The organism is Micromonospora sp. RB23, from assembly GCF_053585025.1.
Genome location: NZ_CM132111.1, coordinates 6,786,649 through 6,805,685 on the forward strand (window position 1 = coordinate 6,786,649; position 19,037 = coordinate 6,805,685).

The window sequence follows — 19,037 nt, forward strand, 5'->3', positions numbered from 1 at the left end:
CGTCCGCCGGGGATACAACGAACTCCCGGCGGCGGAGCCGTCCTGTCGAGTCAGGGGCTTCCTGCTGGCGCAGCCCACCCGTGATGTGTGACCGGGTCGGGCCGTCCGTCCCTCAGCCCAGGGTCAACACCAGTGCCGGCCGCGCCGTGAGGGTGTTGCTGGTGACGTACGCCAGGTCGATGACCGGGTCGGTGAACGTGATCGGGACGGGTGAGGTGACCGGAAGGCCGTTCGGCAGCGGAAGATCCGGCGTCAGGGTGACCTTGATGCCGAGCAGCTTGCCGACGAACCGGGTGGCGTAGAAGGCCACGTTCCCGCTGACGGTCAGCCGGTCGGTCGCGTACCGCTGGTTACGCCCCTGCGGGCCGTCGGCCCGCAGCAGGAAGTCGTCGGTCACCGCCTCGCGCATGCTGAACTTCAGCACCTTGAGGGTGCCCTTCTCGGTCTGCAGCTCGGTGACCCCGTCGAAGCGCAGCCCGGTCATGCGTACCGACGAGCCGGTGAGCTTGGACGGAGTCTGCGCCACCCGGGGCAGGTTCGGGTCGGGGGCGATACGCGGCAACGGCTTGCCCGGCTCCACCGTGCCGGGCTCCGCCGCGCCCGGCGTGGTCGTACCCGGCTTCGTCGCGCCCGGACGGTCGGGCCGGCCGGGGTCGGGGCAGGCTGCGGGCTTCCCCGGGCGAGCCGTCGGCTTCGCCGAGGGCGTGGGACTCGTCGTGGGTGTCGCGGTGGTGCGGCGGTGGCCCCCGGTCAGCAGGTCACCGATCCCGTCCAGGATGTCGGTGATGATGTTGCCGCCCTGCTGCGGGCTCGCAGTCGGCGCGGGTGTCGACGCGCCGGGGGCGGGTGTCGCCGGTCGGGGCGGGGTGGGGCAGACGGCGGCGGCACGGATCGGTGCGGCCTGCACGGGCCGGGGCTGGACGGCCAGGCCGCCGCTGGCGAGGCCGAGCACCACCAGGACCACACCGAAGGTACGCGGGTCGACGCTGCGACCAGGCCCGTCCGGGTCGGTCTCGCTCAGCGGGTGCTCGCCGCCGGCCGGCTCGGTCCCGGCCGACTCGGTCCCGACCGGCTCGGTCCCGGCCGACTCGGTCCCGGCCGACTCGGTCCCGGCCGGCTCGGTCCCGGCCGACTCGGTCCCGGCCGACTCGGTCCCGGCCGACTCGGTCCCGGCCGACTCGGTCCCGGCCGACTCGGTCGCGTCGGGTGCCGGGCGGTTCGGCGTCCAGGCGAAGGCCAGCGCGCTGCCGACGATGCCGAGCAGCAGGCCGACGAAGAAGCCGCCCAGGTTGAGACCGATCAGCGCGTACACCGCGGTGACCGCCGCGACGATCGAGTAGAACAGCCGCTGTCCCGGGGTGAACCAGAGCAGCAGGCCGCAGGTCACCAGGATGACCGGAATCAGCAGAGAGAGCAGGCCGGTGGCGCCGCTGTGGAAACTCAGGCCGTTGAGGGTCATCCGAGTCGAGGCGAACATCTCCACGCCGGCCAGGACGGTGAGCAGGCCGCCCCAGAACGGCCGGCTCCGTCGCCAGCCACGGAACCTCCGCCACGCCTGGGCCGCACTGCTCGGCCGGACATGGGACGGGTTGGCGGTTGTCACGTACTCCTCCTGGCGGAGCGGGGACGGGGTCGGAGTGGGCCCGCGGCCTGGTCGGTCACCGCGGGCCGCGCTCAGCTCAGAAGCACTCCTTGCCCTTGGCGTCGTCGCCCACGTTCACCTTGAGTCGCAGCCCGACCAGGTTGAAGGTCGCCGCGGTCGTGTACCGGGACACCTGCTTGAGGTCGGTGATGGTGACGTGGTCGGCGTTCTGGCCGAACGAACCCCGCTGCGCCGTCGGGTTCAGGTCGGTGGCGTCGCGACCGATCTTGATGGTGGTGAAGGTCGCGTTGCCGTCGAGCGAGTCCATGGCGATCAGCAGGTCGTCGGCGTGGGCGGGCTGCTTGCCCTCGCCGGCGTTGATGGTGAGCACCACCGGCATGCCGGGCAGATCGGCCCGCACGGACTGGCAGAGGTTGTAGAGGTCCGCGCTGCGGATCTCGGAGAGGGCGACGGGGTGCACCGCGCCGCTCTTGCCGTCCTTGCCCTTCTCCTTGACGACGCCGCCGTACTGGGTGAAGCCCTCGCCCTCCAGGCGGTCTGCGCCGATCTTGAACGTCTGCCCGGAGACGGTGATGTCGGACGCGATCGCTCCGGTCGACATGCCGAAGAGGATGGCGCCAGCAGCGGCCGTGGCGGGCACCATCAGGGCGGCGAACCGCCGCCACCGGACCCGACCCTGATTGTCTAACCGATCCTGCACGGGTTCCTCCTGGGGGTGGATGTGCGCGGGGGCTGTTCGCGGCCACCCACGCAGTGCCCGTCATCTATTACCGGCGGGTAACGATCGAGCCTGATCGTGCACCCGGCGCGGCACGGCTCACAACCCCCTGATTACCCGGCGGTAACACGCAGGCGACGCAGAGGTAGACCGATGTCACGATGCGTTGGCGCTTCCGGCGTTGCGAAAGCCCTTTAATCCCAGCAGATGCCACATAAGACGTCGCACCGGCAACTCAGGGTGACCAAGGCATCGACGCATTACAATCAGGTAACGGATGTAAAGTGCCCAGGTCAGAGCGAACCGTTCGGGCGGTCGTCCCGACCCGAACATCCCCGTCGGCAGGTCGCCACATGCCCTAGGGTTTCGGCGTGAATCTGAACGACGTACGACGCGACTGGACCAAGCTGGGCGCCGAGGATCCGCTCTGGGCCGTACTCGTTCAGCCCGGCAAGCGCGGCGGCCGGTGGGATGTCGAGGAGTTCCTGGCCACCGGTCGCGCCGACGTCGAGGAGACGACCGGGTGGCTCGGGCAGCTCGGACTGCCGACCCGGTGGGAGCGCGTACTGGACTTCGGCTGCGGCGCCGGCCGGCTCTCCCAGGGGCTCTCCCCGTACGCCGACGAGGTCGTCGGCGTCGACATCGCGCCGTCCATGCTGGAGACCGCCCGGCGGCTGGATCGGAGCACCGGGAACATCCGGTTCGTCCTCAACGACACGCCGGACCTGGGCCAGTTCCCCGACGGCCACTTCGACCTGGTCTACAGCGCGCTGGTGTTGCAGCACCTGCCGCGCCCCGCCATCGACGGCTACCTCGCCGAGTTCCTCCGCGTCCTGCGACCCGGGGGAATCGCCGTCGTGGGGCTGCCCACCGAACCGGCCCGCACGGCCAAGGGGCTCATCTGGCAGGTCGCGCCGTTCCGCCTGATCAGCTGGGCCCAGCGTCGCCTGCTCAACTATCCGGCGCCGATGAGCATGACCGCCGTACCGGACGCCGACATGACGCGGCTGGTGTCCACGCACGGTGGACAGATCGTCGGGCAGCGGCCCGACCTGCCGTACACCGAAGACTGGGTGTGCACCCGGTACGCGGTGCGGCGCTCCTAGAAAGCCGCGACGGACCCACCACCTGGAACATGGACGGGCCGGCCGACCCGAGGGTCGGCCGGCCCGAAGATCGGCGTGCGGTGGTGGTGTGGGTCGTTACGGCTCGCTGCGCTCCGCGGCGTGCCGCCCGCCGGCCGGCACCGTGGTCTCCTCGACCGGCTCCGACGAAGCCTGCGACGGCAGGTCGGTCGTCGGACGGTCGTCGGCTGCCACCGGGGGCGTCGCGTCGGGCCGGCGACGGGTCGCGCGGACGATGAGGAACACACCGAGCAGGACCAGGGCGAGGCCGAGGACACCGAGGGCGATCGGCACCACCGTGGTCAGCAGGTTGATCTGCTTGCGCGCATCCTTGGCAGCGTCGGCCTGCTGCTTCTGGGTGGCCTCGTCGAAGGCGAGGGTCGCGTCGATCATCTTGACCTTGTCGGCGCCGCTCGCGTCGCGCAGGGTCTGCGCCTGCTTCTCCTGGCCCTTCACGATGACGCCGCTGTCGGGCTCCACCCACAGCGTGCGGGTGTTGGTGTAGAAGAGGCCGGCGCTCACCGTGGGCTCCGTCGAGTCGACGAGTCGTCCCGGCACGTCGATCTGCTTGATCTCGACCGGCTCGGCCGTCATCTCGAACCTGTAGACGGTCAGGCCCTGGAGCTTCTCGGTGCCCACGTACCTGACCGGGTACGCCTTGCGCGCGGTGTTGTCGAAGTACTTGTAGGTCTTCTTCTCCGTGCCGAACGGGAAGGTGTAGGTCAGGCCCTCGTGCTTGAAGGCCGTGCCGTTGATGTTCTCGGCGCAGCAGGCCACCGCCTCCGCGGTCCGCCGGTCGAGGGCGACACGGTCCGTGTTGACGGTGATCTCGTTCTTGGCGTCGTCGATGACACGGACGCCGACGTTGAAGACCGCCCGGTCAGTGTTCCCGGCTCCGACATCGCCCCGTACGGCGCGGTGGGCCGTGAGGCTGACCCCGCTCCGCTCGGACAGTGTCTTGAAGTCGAAGACGGTCGCGTTCTGAGCCGTCGACACCGTCACCGAACTCTGGTCCAGGGGCACCTTGACGAGCGCGGGCGCGACGGTCAGCGGCGTCGCCACCGCCCCGACGATCAGGAACGCGCCCGCCGCCACCAAGATGGCACCCGACGTAGGTCGCATGAAACTCCTCCCCTTGTAAAGCTCGACTGGTCGGCTGACAGTACATGACGAGACCGTTTTCGGATATGGTCCGTCGCGTCCTTCGAGGACGTACCGACTCCGGCGGCGCGCAGCCGTGGGGTCACCCCGCCAAATAGGATGTCGAGGAACTGTGAGCCAACCCGTCGAACCCGACGCGATCAACGGACGAGTGGGCGAGTCCGCGCCCAATATCGTCCGTTCGGATGGCTGGCTGCCCGCATTGGAAGGACTCCGTGCGGTCGCCGTGCTCGCCGTGGTCGTCCACCACGTCTCCTTTCTCAGCGGATTGACCAACTCGTTCGCCCGGCCGGCAGGTGTGCTGGCCAGGCTGGATGTCGGAGTCGCGATCTTCTTCGCCCTCTCGGGCTTCCTCCTCTACCGACCATTCGCGCTCGCCGCCATTCACGGGCAGCCGCAACCGTCAGTTGGGAGATACCTCTGGCATCGCGCGTTGCGCATTCTGCCCGGTTACTGGCCAATGGCGGTCGTCGCACTGGCGTGGCTCAACATCGATTACCTCAGGTCGGTATGGGACTGGGCAATCCCCCTTCTGCTGGCACAGATATATCAGCCATTACGACTCCCGGTCGGGATGGAACAGACCTGGAGCCTGGCCACGGAGGCGAGTTTCTACCTGGCGCTGCCGGTGATTGCGGTGATCGCTCGCCGAATGGGCGGTCGGACGCCACTTCAACGAGCGCGACGTCACCTGACTCTCGGCGTCGTCCTCGTCCTCGCCGGCCTCACCTGGAACGTGTACGCGCACGGCCCCGACTCGCCACTACCGGGGCTCGCGGTGCTCTGGCTACCCGCCTTCCTCGACTGGTTCGGTGTCGGCATCGTGCTGGCCGTGCTCGCCTCCTGGCCGTCGAACGGGAACCCGTCGGCGTTCCTCGGCGGCCTGGCCGGTAGCGGTGTCGGGCGCGGCGACGAGGACCTGTGGTCCGGCACTCCGCGCGGACTGCGCATCTTCACGTTCGCGCCGGGCACCTCGTGGCTCATCGCCGGCGCGCTGCTGTGGATCGCCAGTACGCCCATCGCCGGCCCACGCGGGGTCGATCCGGCCACGCGGGTCGAGGCGCTGGTCGAGCACCTGGTGTTCCTGCTCGTCGCCTGGTGCGTGATCGCCCCGCTCGTCGGCCCGGGCTCGGGCGGGGTGCCCCGGGCGCTCCTCGGCCAGCCGGTGATCAGGTACCTCGGTCGGATCTCCTACGGCATCTTCCTCTGGCATCTCCTCGCGCTCGAGGCCTGCTTCCGCCTGCTCGGGTTCACCCGGATGAACAGCTCGTTCTGGCTGCTCCTCGTGCTCACCCTCGCCGTCACCATCCCCGTCGCGACGGCCAGCTACCACGTCATCGAGCGGCCGACGCAGCGACTGCGCCGATTCCTCGCCCGGCGGCACGACCGACACCGGCCCGGGATCGTCGAGGCCGACACCCCCGTCGAGGCGCCGGTGCCCGCGTTGCAGGGCGCGGCGTCGGGTCCAGCCGCGCAGCCGGCCCTCGCGGCGCGACTCGTACCGTCCGCGCACCCGACGGGACCGCAGCACGAGGGCGGCGATCGCGACGAGGAGCAGGCCGGTCGGGAGCGCGACAAGCAGGTCCGCCAGCCACCCCGGCCCGACCCGGGGCAGCCACCACCGCTGGGTCCCGTAGGCCGATAGACCCACCGCCGCCGGCACCCAGATCCAGCCGGGGGTGGGCATCCGACGTCGGTGCAGGACGACGACCACGACGGCGCAGCCGAGCCCGACCACACCTCCGAGCAGTGCCGGCACCCCCAGTGCGAGCACCGGCGCGGTCGGCATCGTCGTCGGCACCACGGGGTACGACGGCCGGTGGTGACGGGCGGGGAGCAGCGCCGCGACGACCAACAACAGCAGCAGTCCCCCGCCCACGCGCAGGACGAGGGCGTACTGCTCACCGGGTGTGAAGACCAGCTCGACCCGGCCGGCGGCCCCGGCCGGCACGAGCCACGCCTGTTTCCACCCGTCGAGCCGGGTCGGTACGAGCCGGACACCGTCGAGGGTGGCCCGCCAGCCCGGGTTGGCGTTCTCCGGTACGACCAGGTAACTGCCGCCACCCGCGCCGACCTCGACCGACCGGCGCTGGTCGTCCCAGCCGAGCACCGTCAGGGCCCGGCGGGGCGGCTCGGCCACGGTGGGCCGCCGCGGCGGTTCGCCGGTGAGGATCAGGCTGTCGACGAGGAACCGGTCCGGCGGCGCGGCGACCTCGTTCGGGCCGGCGCGCAGCCCCACGCGGTCGTCGCCCGTCGCAGCCCGCGTTTTCGGAGCGGGGTCGCAGGCCCGGTAGCGCAGCGGCCGCAGGTCCCGCAGGTCCCGCAGGCTGCCCGTGGCCGTCGTCGGCACGGTCGCCCCGTTGATCACGATCGTCGGGCCGGCGCCGCAGGGCAACGTCACCGTACGGCCGAGGTCACGCGGCTGGTTGGCCTCGGGCACGCCGTCCACGTCCACCCCGCTGAGGCCCACGGGCAGCGGCTGTGGCTCGAAGAGCGCCGTCGTGCGGTTGACCCGGGACACCGTCGAGGTCACGGCCACGACGATGCTGCGCCCACGCAGGGCGGGGAAGCGGGCGACACCGTCCGGGCCGACCGCCACCTCGCGGATGCCGTTGTCGCCGGTGATCCGCACCGTTCTGGGTGGCGCGGCGACGAGGGTCGACGCGAACCGCAGCCGTACCCAGCTCACCTTCCGGATCCCGGTCCAGCGCAACCGCACGGTGGGCTGCGGGTCGTTCGGGTCGGCCCACCAGGCCGTGCCGTCGTCCCCGTCGGACAGCGACCGGGACGAGGCGACCGGGTCGGCGAACCACGAACTGGACGTGCTGTAGGTTTCCCCGCCCACCAGCTCGTCGTACACGGCGAGCGCGGTGGCCGGCGTGGCGCGGGCCAGACCGGTGAGGTGCGGGGTGGAGGCGGCCGGCAGGTCGAAGCGGCGGGGCGCCAGGCCGGTCTCCTCGCCCTGGCGGATCAGGTCGGGGGCGCACAGGTAACGGTTGCCGACCGCGGCGCAGGCCGACCGGTCCCCGGCCTTGCAGGCGAGCGCGACGACCTCCGGGGCCCGGGTGGTGTCGGGCGACGTCGGCAGCCGCAGGTAGCGCTGCGGGCTCACCCCGGGCACGCGCAGCTCCCGGATGCCCGCGCGGCGTCCCGGCACGTCGAGGCCCGCGACGCCGTCGATGGTCACCCGCGCCCAGGTGGTACGCCCCGAGGGCAGCGCCAGCCGCAGCGGCTTCCGCCCGGCGTCGGCCACCGAGTGCACGTACGAGCCACCCGCGGTGCTGATCCGAACCCGGGTCACCGGGTCGCCGACGACCTCGTCGTCGACCACCTGTAGCTCCACCGACCCGGCCTGGATCTTCTCGGTGAAGCGGACCTCCACCCACTGGCCGACGGGTTTGCGGGCGCCGTCGGACAGCCAGGCTGTCCCGCTGTCCCCGTCCACGGCGGCGAAGGGCGCGGCGGAGGGGTCACGCAGGCCGGCCGGGCCGGTGACGTCCGCCGCGCTGGTGGAGGCCCGTACGTCGGCGATTCCGGCGTACCCCGACGACGTGAACGACCGCCGCCACGCCGGGTCGAGGATGTCGTGGGACGGTTCGGGTTGTTCGTCGGCGGTCAGCGTCCGCGAGGTGTTGCCCCGCACGAGTCCGAAGTCGACCGTGCGGTTACGCAGGCTGTCGGCGAGGACGGTGCCAACGGCGGCGCCCGGCGGGGCGTCGCCGTCGAGGATCACCGGTCGGTCGCCGAGCACGCCGGCGTCGCTGAGGTCCAGCAGCGTCTCCGGAGCGCCGACCAGGTTGAGCGGCTGGGCCGCGTCGGCCAGCGTGGCCCTGCTGGTCGGCCGGTCCACCTGGTAGATCTCCACCGCCGGGTACGACTCGTGCAGCCCGTAGTCCCACGCCCCGTCGAAGTCCGGTCGTACCCCGCTGTCGGGGCCGAACGCGGCGACCCGGAACAGCCCCGGGGCGCTGTTCAGCGCGCGGTGCACGAGGACCGGCCAGGCGAAGCCGCCGACGGGCTGGCGAAGGTCGTTGCGGACGAGCAGGTACCGCACGCCGAGCCGACCGAGCACGTCCGCCAGTCCGGGGGAGGCGGTTCCGGCGGCGAGCCGCTCGTCGATCGCGGAGAGCAGTCGGGCGTTGCCCGCCGATCCGGCCGGCACCAGTGACCGCACCGCCCACGGCGAGTCCAGCAGGGGTTGGACGGGTTCGTCCAGCGGGCGCCCCCAGTTGTACTCGGCGAAGTTGCTGCCGGGCACGAGCAGCGTGGTGCCCGGGCCCGCGTGCCGGTCGAGCCAGGAGGTCGCCTGCCGCCAGTGTTGGGGCAGCGCCCAGAAACCGCCGCCGGCCGGGAGGCCCGCGGTGCCCGCGCCGCTGGCGACGGCGAGGAGCGCGATGGCGGTGATGCCCAGCGCCACCCGTCGGGGTGCCATGTTGGTGGGTCGGATGAACCTGCGGACGACCTCGATCCGGCCGACGGTGTCCAGCATGTGCGCGGTGGCCAGGGCCAGTGGCAGACGGAGCACGACGTCGAACTTGTGCAGGTTGCGCAGCGCCGCGAGCGGGCCGTCGAGCACCTCCCGCACGGTGGCGGCGAAGGCCGCGCCGCCGTCCGACAGGTTGCCGGCGGTCAGGGTCAACAGGCCGACCAGTGCGCTGACCAGCAGGAACCGTCGCTCGGGCAGGTCTCTGCGGGCCAGGCCGGCGAGACCGACGCAGGCGATCAGACCGGTGAGCACGACCATCCACGACGTCGTGACGAGCACCCACCCGGAGCGCCACCAGGGCACCCCGTCCACGGCCAGGTAACCCACCCAGTGGGTGGCGCCCCGCACCGCTGCCGGGAGCGACGTCACGCTCGTGGTGACCGCCGCGGTCTCGGTGTACGGCAGGAAGGGGAACCCGTAGCGCTGCATGAGCAGCAGCGGGACGAGCCACCAGAAGGTGGCCGCGACCATCGCCACCGTCCACGCGGTCAGCAACCGGACCCGTCGCCAGCCGGGCGCCCGGGTCACCACGTAGAGGAACGCCGGCAGCACGGCGCAGGCTGCGGCGGCGCCGTTCGCCCCACCCATGCAGACCACGGCCAGCCCACTGAGCGCCGCGGCCCGCCGCAGCGAGCCGCCCGCCGCCCCCTTGACCAGCGGCAGCAGCACCCACGGCGCGACGCAGTACGGCAGCAGCTCCAGCGAGACCGTGCCGACCAGGGTCAGCGCGCGGGGCGAGAGGGCGAACACCGCGCCGGCCACCAGACGCGACGCCGGCCCACCCAGGTTCAGGGCGCGTGCCAGCCGCACCACTCCGGTGAGGGCCACGCAGAGCAGCGCCGCCATCCAGAGCCGTTGGACGAACCAGGCCGGTAGACCCACCGCATCGCCGAGGAGGAAGAAGGGGCCCATCGGGAAGAAGTAGCCGACGGCCTGGTTCTGGAGCGTGCCGAACTGCCAGTCCGCCGTCCAGAGGTGGGTCGCCCGGGTCAGGAAGCCACCCGGATCCAGGGCCATGTCCAGCTTCGTGTCCGGCACGATGAGCCCGGGCTCCTGGGTGACGCAGAAGCCGATCAGCGCGAGGCAGACCAGCAGCTCACGCAGGCGCCACACCGCCAGGGACACCGTCGCGGACGGTATGCCGGGGGCGCGGCGAGCGGTCGACCAGGCGGTCAGCACTGCCGTACCGGAACTCCGGTGAGCAGTTCGTCATCGCTGGCGTCCCGCTCGCTGATCTGCTCGGGCGCGATGCCCGCCTCGACGAGCACCCGGCGGACCGCCGCCGGATCGGCGGCGGGCACGACGATCCACAGGCCACGCTCGTCGGCGACGACATGCCGGGTGTACGGAAGGAGAGGCGACACGTGGGTGAGGACGCTCTCCGGCTGGTCCGTCCGGATGAGCAGGGAGGCGTTCCGCGCCGCCCACGGCACCCGGCGCGGCGCGAGCAGGTCCCCGATGACGGCCCGGACCCGCCGGCCGGTGTCGGCCCAGCGGAAGCTGTCGCTCCACCGGCGACACTCCGCCGCCATCGCTTCGGCCCCGGCCGGTACGGCGAGGGTGTCCAAAGCCCGTTCGAGGCCGTCGGCCAGCCGGCCCGCGGGGTCGTCGCCCTCCTCGACCAGCCACCCGGTCCGGTCCGCGCGCACGGCGTCGCGCAGCCCGTCGACGTCGAAGGCGACCGTGGGCAGTCCGGCCGCGGCGGCCTCCACCACCACGAGGCCCCAGCCCTCGCCCCACGAAGCGGATACGTGCGACCACGCCCTGGCCAGTAGCGCGTCCCGCTCGGCGGAGGGCAGGTGACCGTGCACCGTGACGACGTCGGTCAGCCCACGCTCGACGACCTGCCGGCGGATCGTGGCCACGTCCGGCCCGCCACCGACGACGTCCAGCCGCAGGTCGGGTCGTCGTGACCGGAGCTGGTCGACGGCGTCCAGCACGAGGTCGACCCGCTTGTGCCGGGTCACCCGGCCGACGCAGACGACACGGGGTCGCGCGTCGCGGGCGGCCGGGTCAACGACGGGTGACGCCGACGCGTCCGCGCCGTTGGGTACGACCACCACCGGGCCGGGCCAGCGGAGCCGGTCCCGTACGGCGGTGGCCGTCGACGGTGAGACGGCGAGCGTCACCCCTCGGCGGTAGACCCGTCGGGCGACCGGGCCCTCCAGCCACGCGCCGAAGCGACCGACGACCGGACCGAAGTAGAGCCGGAACTGACGGTCGTGCACGTGGTGGATCACGCAGACGACCGGCACGTCCGAGGGCAGGACCGCCGGGCTGAAGAACGGTATGCCGTTCTGGCAGTCCACGACGGCGTCGAACTGACGTCGACGTCGGGCGAGCCAGCCCAGCACCCGGGGGTAGATGCTCCACCGCCCACCCAGCCGGACGATGCGGATGCCGTCGCGGGTCTCGGCGCCGGGCTGTCCGTCCGGACGGGCGGTGACGAAGGTGACCTCCGCGCCGGCGGTCACCAGGTCACTGGCGACCTGCCAGGCGTAGACCTCGGCGCCACCGGCGTCCGGATGCCACGGGTCCTTCCAGTTGAGCACCGCGATCCGCCGCCCGGCCACCACCGGTTCGGTGGTGGGCGTCGCGGCGACCGGAGAGTGGCCGACACTCACGGCCGCAATCCCACGGTGGCGGCGCCACCGGCCACCTCGCTGCCGACCTGCCGGGCGACGACCGGCAACGGGATGGCGGGTAGAACCTCGGCACGGCGCAGCCGCCAACTGATCTTCGCGACGTCCACGAAGCTCTGCCATCCGTGGCGGGCCGGTGAGAAGCGTGAGCCGGGTACATCCACCCAGTTGACCGGGATCTCCACCAACCGGGCTCCGGCCCGTTCCGCACGACCCAGGACCTCGACGTCGAACGCGAACCCGCCGCAACGCAGCGGCGCGAAGGACCGCCGCGCGACGTCGTTGCGGAAGAACTTGAACCCGCACTGGGTCTCGCCCACGCCGCGCACCACCTGCCGGACGGCGGCACGGAACGCCACCGCGCCCCAGCGCCGGAGCAGGCTGTGCCGCTCCTGCACCACCGACTCGGGGTGCGCCCGCGAACCGACCACCGCGTCGACGCCGTCGGTCAGGAGATTGAGCACCTGCCCGAGCGTGTCCGGCGCGGTGGCCAGGTCCGCGTCGCAGAAGCCGACGTAGCGCGCGTCGCTCGCCAGCACACCGGTACGTACCGCGAAGCCCTTGCCCGGTTCGGCGCACCAGAGCAGCCGGACGGGGACCGGGCCGCTCGGCGCTCCGGTCACCACCTCGGCGGTTCCATCGGTGCTCGCGTTGTCGACCACGGTGACCCGGCAGGGCACACCGAGGTCGGCCAGCGCCGCCCGGAGCAGGATCAGGGTGTCGGGCAGCCGGAGCGCCTCGTTGTACGCGGGCACGACGACGTCGAGGACGACCGCATCTGACGACACGTCAGGAGGTAGGACCTCCATGACGGGCCGTCAGCGATCGCCGTAAACGATGATGGATTCCTGCACGTTCGCAGGCTTGGTGTTGCTGTTCGTGATGGTGGACGTCCCGACCGAGACGGCCAGAATGCCCAGCACGGCACCCACCGTCGCGGCGACGACCGCGATCAGGAGGGGATTGAAGGATGCCTTCATGGACGGTCCCTTCGACAAAAGTGACCGCACAGTAACATGCGTCGACGTCTCGCGGCGGGGTGCGAAAGGGCGATCAACATGGTGGCCCCGAGTACCGAATACCCCAACACCGGACCAATGCCGACGCTCCCCGACGAGCGGGAAGAACCAGCACCAGGCAGACGTAGCAGGATCAGTGCCCCGTCCCGGCGCACCACGTCGGCGGCCCCGAAGCGGGCCTCGACCTGGGCCGCACCAGGTTGGTCGGTCTGGATGAGCGCGTACCGCACACCCAGCCGGCGCAGCCCCGCCACCGGATCGCCCGGCGCCGCCAGCACCTCGGCCACCCGGTCCGAGGTCGCGCTCTCTCCACGAATGCGCTCCCGGCCGACCAGCACGTCCTGGTCGGCGATCACCGGTCGACGAAAGGCGCGCGACGCCGGATCGAGCACCGGGACCTGCCCCGCCCAGCCATAGGCGCGGAACGACGCCCAGGGCAGCGAGACCAGCGCGCCCCCGGCCGGATCCCGGTTCACCACCGCACGCACCGACGACCACTCGGGCGGGTACCGCACCGTGTCCAGTTGGCCTCCCAGTCCCCAGGCCAGGCCGGGCAGCAGCAGCACCGGGGCGACCATCGCCAGCGGGGCCAGCGACCGGAGGTCCGCCGTCATCAGCCGCTCGACCACCAGGCCCAGGCCGACCGCCTGCACCAGGGCCAGCGGGGCGAGCAGCCGGGTACCGTCCCGGACCGCGCCGGCCAGCGGGACGTGCTCGACCAGCGCGACCATCGCGTGCGCCCCCACCGACCAGGCGGGCAGCAGGGCGATGAGGACGCCCAGTCCAGCGCCGACGAGCAGTCCCCACCAGGCCGCCGCCGGCCAACGGCGACGGGCCCGGGCGTACCCCCAGAGCGCCGCCGCGGCGAGGGCCAACGCGAGCAGGGCCACCGGCCACCGGTCCCGGCCGACCGCGACGGCGTGCCGACTCCAGACACCGCCGAGAGTCGCGACGCTGCCGAGCACGCCCAGTGGCGTGTCCGCGCGCACGGCGAAGGCGGCGACGCCCCGCTCGTCCAGATCCACCGCGGCGCCCCGGTTCGTCAGCGCCACCAGCCACGGCGCGGTGAGACCGGCGAGCGTCGCCGCTCCCGCCACCAATGCCCGCCACCGCCGTGCCAGGGCCAACGCGGGCGCGCAGGAGAGCACCGCCGCCAGCACCAGCGCCGGACCGCCCAGCACCACCGCCGCCCCACCGGCGACGGCGGCACGCCGGCCCGGTCCGATGCCGCCCGGCGGTCGCAGCACCCCGAGCACCCAGGCGTACGCCCACGGCAGCGCCGCGTACCCGGCGACCACCGCCCACTGACCGAGGTGCAGTCGCCCGTACACCCAGGGGTTCCAGACGTACGCGAGCCCCGCCGCGATCCGTGCCAGCGGGTGGCTGACCGGGGCCAGCCGGGCGGCGCCCAGACTGGCCAGCACCAGGCAGCCGGCGAGCAGGACCTTCTCCGCCACGTCGGCCGGCAACAGGTGCGCGAGGCCCACCGCGAGCAGTTCGCTGGGCACCGCACGGGGCAACTCCCCGCCGTTGCCCCAGACCATCGCGCCGAACGGCGGGTCCGGCACGAACACCAGGTCGTACCGCAGGACGTAGCCCCGGCCCAGCACCGGCCCGAGGATCGCGAGGACCACCGCGACGCCGAGCGCCGTCTCCGGCCACCACCGACGGAGTACGACCACGGCCCGCGACAGTGCCGGACGGGAGCCCGGTGATCCTCGGCGCACACGGACCCCCACAGACCTGGACGGGAAGCGGGCCCGATGTCGCTCCCGGGGCTCCGGACAGCACTCTAGGCACAGGGGGAGCGCGGACGGTAGCTTGCCTCACACGTCGACGGGCGACTCCGCGACGACGACGGCAAGCTCGGCGCGCCCACACCGGGCCCCGGCCACACCTTCACGAGGCGCGATGACAGACACGACGGCCGGCCCCGGCGCGGGCCGCCTCTCCGCGGCGGGCGCGGCGGTCGCCGGTGCCGCCATGGTGACGAACGGGCTGGCCTACCTGCTCCCGATGCTCGGCGCCCGACACCTGGCGGCCGAGGGTCTGAGCGTCCTGGCGACCGTGGCGGCCCTCGTCGCGATCGCCGGCGTCGCCGGTGTGGGACTGCAGATGGCGGTCGCGGTGCACCGGGCCCGGCATCCGGGCACCCCGACGAACCGGGTCACCCTCGTCACCACCGCCGTCTCCGCCGGCGCGGTCGTCGTGGCGGCACCGCTGATGATGACCGCCCTCCGGCTGTCGCTGACGGTCGTGGCGCTGGTCGCGGGTACCACCGTCGCGGTCGTCCTGGCCGCCCGATGGCTCGGCGAGTTGCAGGGCGAACAGCGCTTCCTGCGTCTCGCGTGGGCCATGGGCGTCGTCGCCGCCGGCCGGTACGGCGGTATGATCGTCGCGCTGGTGTTCGGCGCCGACGTCGTCGACACTCTGGTGGCGGGCATGGTGACCGCGTACCTCGTGCTGCCCGCGCTGATCTGGATCGCCCGACCGGCGCACCGTACCGCCTCGGGCGCGGACGGCGACGTCGGTGGCGCGCTGCGGATCCGGCAGGTGGCCAGCGCCGGCACGGCGGCGCTGGCGATGCTCGCCGTGTCGTACGCCGATCTGATCTTCGCCCGGCAGCTGCTGTCCCCGGCGGACTCCGGCGCGTACGCCGTGGGCACCGTGCTCACCAAGGGTGCCCTCTGGGCGCCGCAGGTGATCGTGGTGCTCGCCCTACCCCGCCTGGCCGTCGGGGACAACCGCGTCCGCACCACCGTGCTCGCCATCGTCGCCGCCTGCGGCGCCGTGCTCGTCGCCGCCTCGACTTTGGCCGGTGGCCTCGCGTTCCGGCTGGTGGGCGGCGAGAACTACGCCGCGCTGGGCGAGTACGCCCCGTTCTTCGCCGCCACCGGAGCGCTCTACGCGCTGGTCTTCGCGGCCGTCAACGCCAAGATCGCGGCCGGCGCACGCTGGCCGTCCGCGCCCCTGTGGGTCGCCGCCGCCGTCCTGGCCGTCCTGACGATGGTCGTCGCCCCACGCACGTTCCAGGGGATCATGTGGTGCGCCCTGGGCACCGCCGCGGCGACGGCCCTGGTGATGATCCTCAGTCTGCCTTCAACCACCCGTTCAGCAGGTGGTGGTCTATCGAGTCCACCCGACCGAGCCGGCGACCTGCCGCGACCCGCTCCCGCAGTTCCTCCCGCGTGAACCAGCGCGCCTCCAGCAGCTCCACACCGTCCACGCGTACCTCGTCGGATGTCGCCGTGGCCCGGAAGCCCACCATCAGCCCGGCGGGGAACGGCCACGCCTGCGATCCCTGGTACGTCACGTCGGTGACGGTGATCCCGGCCTCCTCGGACATCTCCCGGCGGACCGCGTCCTCCAGGCTCTCGCCGACCTCCACGAAGCCCGCCAACGTCGAGTACGAGTCCTCGGCCGCGCCCGCGTGCCGTGCCAGCAGGCAGCGCCCGGGCGAGCCGGGCGCCTCGACCAGCACGATGATCGCCGGTTCGATGCGGGGGAACAGCAACCGGCCGCACTCCGCGCCGGAACAGGTCCGCACGTGGCCGCCACCACCGGCGACGGCCACCGCACCGCACGCGCCGCAGTAACGCTGCTGCCGGTGCCAGTGCAGCAACCCCCGCGCGTACGCCTGGGTCGCCGCGCCGGCCGGGTCGAGTCGTCCGACCAGCGCCCGCACGTCGACGGCCCGTGCCGCCCCCGCCATCTCGACGGCGGCGGGCTCACCGAGTTCGGAGAGGTCCACGGCGAACACCGCCACGTCTCCGTCGAGCCCCAGGAAGACGGTCTCCCCGGCGGCCGACCGGACGAGCGACGCGCGGTCGGCCGTCAGCCGGACCGGGCCGTCACCGTCGACGAGGCAGCGGTCCCGCCACAGCGGCAGCACCACCGTCGCCGGGTCGGCCAGCAACGCGTCCAGTCGGGCCGGGTCGGTCCGTAACGGGCCCGCCCGGTCCAACCAACCGCCGCCGTACGCCAGAACCCGCTCCGCAGCGTCCACCCCGCCACCGTGCCACGGCCGTGACGCGGCGCGGGCACCGGCCCCACGTTCCCGCGACACGCCGGGCGACACGCGGTAGCGGTAGCGGACGGGCGCAGCCCGCGCGGACGGCCGGGCATTGGTTACCGTGGTGTCCTCCGGGAGGGGGGACCTCCCGCGGCACCTGGCGATCGAGGTTGCAGTGACGCTGTACGGCGACAAACGTCCACCCGCCGACGACCGGCCCACCGTGCAGGTCACCGCGGTCACCTGGCCGGACGACGAGCCGGACGGTGCCACACCGGCGACGGCGACGGCGACGGGCGAGGCGGACAACGGCGGTCGTCGTCCCCGCCGCGTACGGATGCTGCTCGGGGCGGGCGTCGCCGGCAGCGTGCTCGCCGCCGCGGCGGGTGCCGGAGCCTGGGCGTACGCCGGGGACGTGCCCCGGGGCACCAGCGTGCTCGGCGCCGAGCTGGGCGGTCGGAGCCGCGACGCGGCCGACCGGAAGTTGCGTGCCGAACTGGAACGGCGGGCGGCGGCCCTCGCCGCGCCCCTGCGGATCACGGCCGGGGAGCGGACCGCCGAGATCGACCCGGCCGACGTGGGGCTCGCGGTCGACGTGGCGGCCACGGTTGCGGCAGCGGCCGAGGCCGACGCGCACCCGGTCAGCCGGCTCGTCGGTTCCCGTACCGTCGAACCGGTGGTCACCCTCGACGCGGCCCGCCTCGACGCGGCACTGCGGACGGCGCTCGGCGACCTGGTCCGTCCGATGACGATGCCAGCCATCACCTACCAGGGCACCAGGCCCAAGGTCGTACGTCCCACGTCCGGCCTCACCTTCGACCCGCAGCGCTCGGCGGACGCCGTCCGGACCGGCTGGCTGGCGGGTACCCCGGTCACCGTGCCACTGGTCGAGAGCCAGCCGGCGACCACCGCCGAGGAGGTCGACCGCCTCGTCGCGGAACTGGCCAAGCCAGCCGTCTCCGCGCCGGTCACCCTGCGCACCGACCGCGGCTCGGTGCAGGTGCCACCGGCCGCCATCGCCAAGAGCCTGCGGTTCAACGCCGACAAGGCCGGCAAGCTCACCCCGGCGGTGGACGTCAAGCGACTGCGGACGGCCCTCGGCGACGACCTGAACGCGATCGAGGTGCCCCCGAGGGACGCGACGATGACCATCGCCGGCGGCCGTCCCAAGCTCGTCGACGGGCGTGCCGGGCAGCAGCTCGACACCGGCACACTGGGCCGGGACCTGTTGGCGGTGCTGCCGAAGCCCGACGGACGCGAGGTGACCGGTGAGCTGAAGGAGACGCCGCCGGAGGTGACCAGGGAGAAGCTGGCCGGTCTGGGCATCAAGCAACGGGTGTCGACCTTCACCACCCGCTTCACCGGCGGGATGGCGTCGCCGCGCAGCCAGAACATCGCCACCATCGCGAAGAAGGTGGACGGCACGGTGGTGCTGCCGGGCAAGACGTTCTCCCTGAACGGGCACACCGGCGAGCGGGGTTACGCCCAGGGCTACCGGGACGCGCCGGTCATCCTGGACGGCAAGCTGGTGCCCGGGGTCGGGGGTGGCACGTCGCAGTTCACGACCACCCTCTTCAACGCCACGTACTACGCCGGCCTCCAGGACGTGGAACACAAGCCGCACTCGTACTGGTTCGACAGGTACCCGGCCGTCATCGAGTCGACCATCTTCTGGCCGAACCTGGACTTCAAGTTCCGCAACAACACCGAGTACGGCCTGCTCATCGACACGTCGTACACGTCGAGTTCGGTGACCGTCTCCATCTGGAGCACGAAGATCTACGACAGCGTCAAGACGGAGTACGGCCCGCGTCGCAACATCACCACACCGAAGCTCATCCACCTCGAACCCGGCCCGACGTGCATTCCCAGCAACGGCATCAACGGCTTCACCCAGGACGCCTTCCGGGTCATCAAGAAGGGCGGCGTGGTGGTCAAGCGGGAGAAGTTCACCTGGCGCTACGACGCCGAGCCACGCTACGTCTGCGGCCCCAAGCCCTCCTGAGCCCGCCCGTCGGTGTCGTCGGCCGACACCCTTGGCGCCATCCGCTCCTCCTGGACGCGGATCTCAGCGCGGTAGCGGGTCGCCGCCGGATGCCACATCTCCTCGAACGGCCCCATGACCTCGCCACCGACACCGCGGCGGCGACCACGCACCCCCAGCCACCAGAGCGCGGCCAACACGCCGCTCACGCAACAGCCGAAGACGAAGAGGATCAGCACCTCACCCACAGAGCCGAGCCTAAGCCGCAGCCCCGGCCCCGCACATCCC

Annotated in this window: 13 protein-coding genes and 1 pseudogene; 4 read left to right on the forward strand and 10 right to left on the reverse strand. The window is 72.6% G+C overall.

The window, feature by feature from the left end; genetic code table 11:
- Positions 1 to 112: 112 nt before the first annotated feature.
- Positions 113 to 1,603, reverse strand: a complete 1,491-nt coding sequence (locus tag ACTFTM_RS31070; protein WP_449563831.1) for a DUF6114 domain-containing protein — start codon at positions 1,601 to 1,603, stop codon at positions 113 to 115.
- 76 nt (positions 1,604 to 1,679) lie between these two features.
- Positions 1,680 to 2,303 carry a DUF6230 family protein gene (locus ACTFTM_RS31075; protein ID WP_449563832.1) on the reverse strand — a complete coding sequence of 208 codons (624 nt, stop codon included), beginning with the start codon at positions 2,301 to 2,303 and terminating at the stop codon, positions 1,680 to 1,682.
- Positions 2,304 to 2,692: 389 nt separating this feature from the next.
- Between ACTFTM_RS31075 and ACTFTM_RS31080 the strand changes: the two genes are divergently transcribed.
- Positions 2,693 to 3,427 (forward strand): class I SAM-dependent methyltransferase, encoded by a 735-nt coding sequence (locus ACTFTM_RS31080; RefSeq protein ID WP_449563833.1) that lies wholly within the window; start codon positions 2,693 to 2,695, stop codon positions 3,425 to 3,427.
- A gap of 96 nt (positions 3,428 to 3,523) precedes the next feature.
- On the opposite strand, the gene ACTFTM_RS31085 is transcribed toward ACTFTM_RS31080, so the two are convergent.
- Complete coding sequence (locus ACTFTM_RS31085) at positions 3,524 to 4,567, reverse strand: DUF3068 domain-containing protein (protein WP_449563834.1); 1,044 nt, start codon at positions 4,565 to 4,567, stop codon at positions 3,524 to 3,526.
- A gap of 274 nt (positions 4,568 to 4,841) precedes the next feature.
- Here ACTFTM_RS31085 and ACTFTM_RS31090 point away from each other — a divergent pair, with 274 nt between their 5' ends.
- Positions 4,842 to 6,251, forward strand: coding sequence for an acyltransferase family protein (locus ACTFTM_RS31090; RefSeq protein ID WP_449566784.1), 1,410 nt, complete (start codon positions 4,842 to 4,844; stop codon positions 6,249 to 6,251).
- A gap of 807 nt (positions 6,252 to 7,058) precedes the next feature.
- Here ACTFTM_RS31090 and ACTFTM_RS31095 read toward each other — a convergent pair.
- The 5 genes and pseudogenes from ACTFTM_RS31095 to ACTFTM_RS31115 all read right to left on the reverse strand — a co-directional run.
- Positions 7,059 to 10,271: pseudogene (locus tag ACTFTM_RS31095) on the reverse strand (DUF3367 domain-containing protein); the annotation flags it as partial.
- Positions 10,265 to 11,716, reverse strand: a complete 1,452-nt coding sequence (locus ACTFTM_RS31100) for a glycosyltransferase family 4 protein (RefSeq protein WP_449563835.1) — start codon at positions 11,714 to 11,716, stop codon at positions 10,265 to 10,267. The gene ACTFTM_RS31100 and the pseudogene ACTFTM_RS31095, both read right to left, overlap by 7 nt.
- Positions 11,713 to 12,522 (reverse strand): glycosyltransferase, encoded by an 810-nt coding sequence (locus tag ACTFTM_RS31105; protein ID WP_449563836.1) that lies wholly within the window; start codon positions 12,520 to 12,522, stop codon positions 11,713 to 11,715. Before ACTFTM_RS31105 ends, ACTFTM_RS31100 begins: the two co-directional genes overlap by 4 nt.
- A 30-nt stretch (positions 12,523 to 12,552) precedes the next feature.
- A complete protein-coding gene (locus tag ACTFTM_RS31110) occupies positions 12,553 to 12,714 on the reverse strand; it encodes a hypothetical protein (RefSeq protein WP_449563837.1) in 162 nt (53 codons plus the stop codon).
- Positions 12,711 to 14,435 carry a hypothetical protein gene (locus ACTFTM_RS31115; protein ID WP_449563838.1) on the reverse strand — a complete coding sequence of 575 codons (1,725 nt, stop codon included), beginning with the start codon at positions 14,433 to 14,435 and terminating at the stop codon, positions 12,711 to 12,713. Before ACTFTM_RS31115 ends, ACTFTM_RS31110 begins: the two co-directional genes overlap by 4 nt.
- 229 nt (positions 14,436 to 14,664) lie before the next feature.
- Here ACTFTM_RS31115 and ACTFTM_RS31120 point away from each other — a divergent pair, with 229 nt between their 5' ends.
- Entirely contained in the window at positions 14,665 to 15,945 is a 1,281-nt protein-coding gene (locus ACTFTM_RS31120) for a polysaccharide biosynthesis protein (RefSeq protein WP_449563839.1), read from the forward strand.
- Here the strand turns inward: ACTFTM_RS31120 and nudC are convergent.
- Positions 15,842 to 16,759 carry an NAD(+) diphosphatase gene (gene nudC / locus ACTFTM_RS31125; protein WP_449563840.1) on the reverse strand — a complete coding sequence of 306 codons (918 nt, stop codon included), beginning with the start codon at positions 16,757 to 16,759 and terminating at the stop codon, positions 15,842 to 15,844. The genes ACTFTM_RS31120 and nudC overlap by 104 nt on opposite strands.
- A 181-nt stretch (positions 16,760 to 16,940) precedes the next feature.
- Here nudC and ACTFTM_RS31130 point away from each other — a divergent pair, with 181 nt between their 5' ends.
- The gene (locus tag ACTFTM_RS31130; RefSeq protein WP_449563841.1) at positions 16,941 to 18,770 is read left to right on the forward strand and encodes a VanW family protein; all 1,830 of its coding nucleotides are present in this window, start codon (positions 16,941 to 16,943) and stop codon (positions 18,768 to 18,770) included.
- On the opposite strand, the gene ACTFTM_RS31135 is transcribed toward ACTFTM_RS31130, so the two are convergent.
- Positions 18,743 to 18,997 (reverse strand): hypothetical protein, encoded by a 255-nt coding sequence (locus ACTFTM_RS31135; RefSeq protein WP_449563842.1) that lies wholly within the window; start codon positions 18,995 to 18,997, stop codon positions 18,743 to 18,745. The two genes, ACTFTM_RS31130 and ACTFTM_RS31135, sit on opposite strands and share 28 nt — an antisense overlap.
- Positions 18,998 to 19,037: the final 40 nt, after the last annotated feature.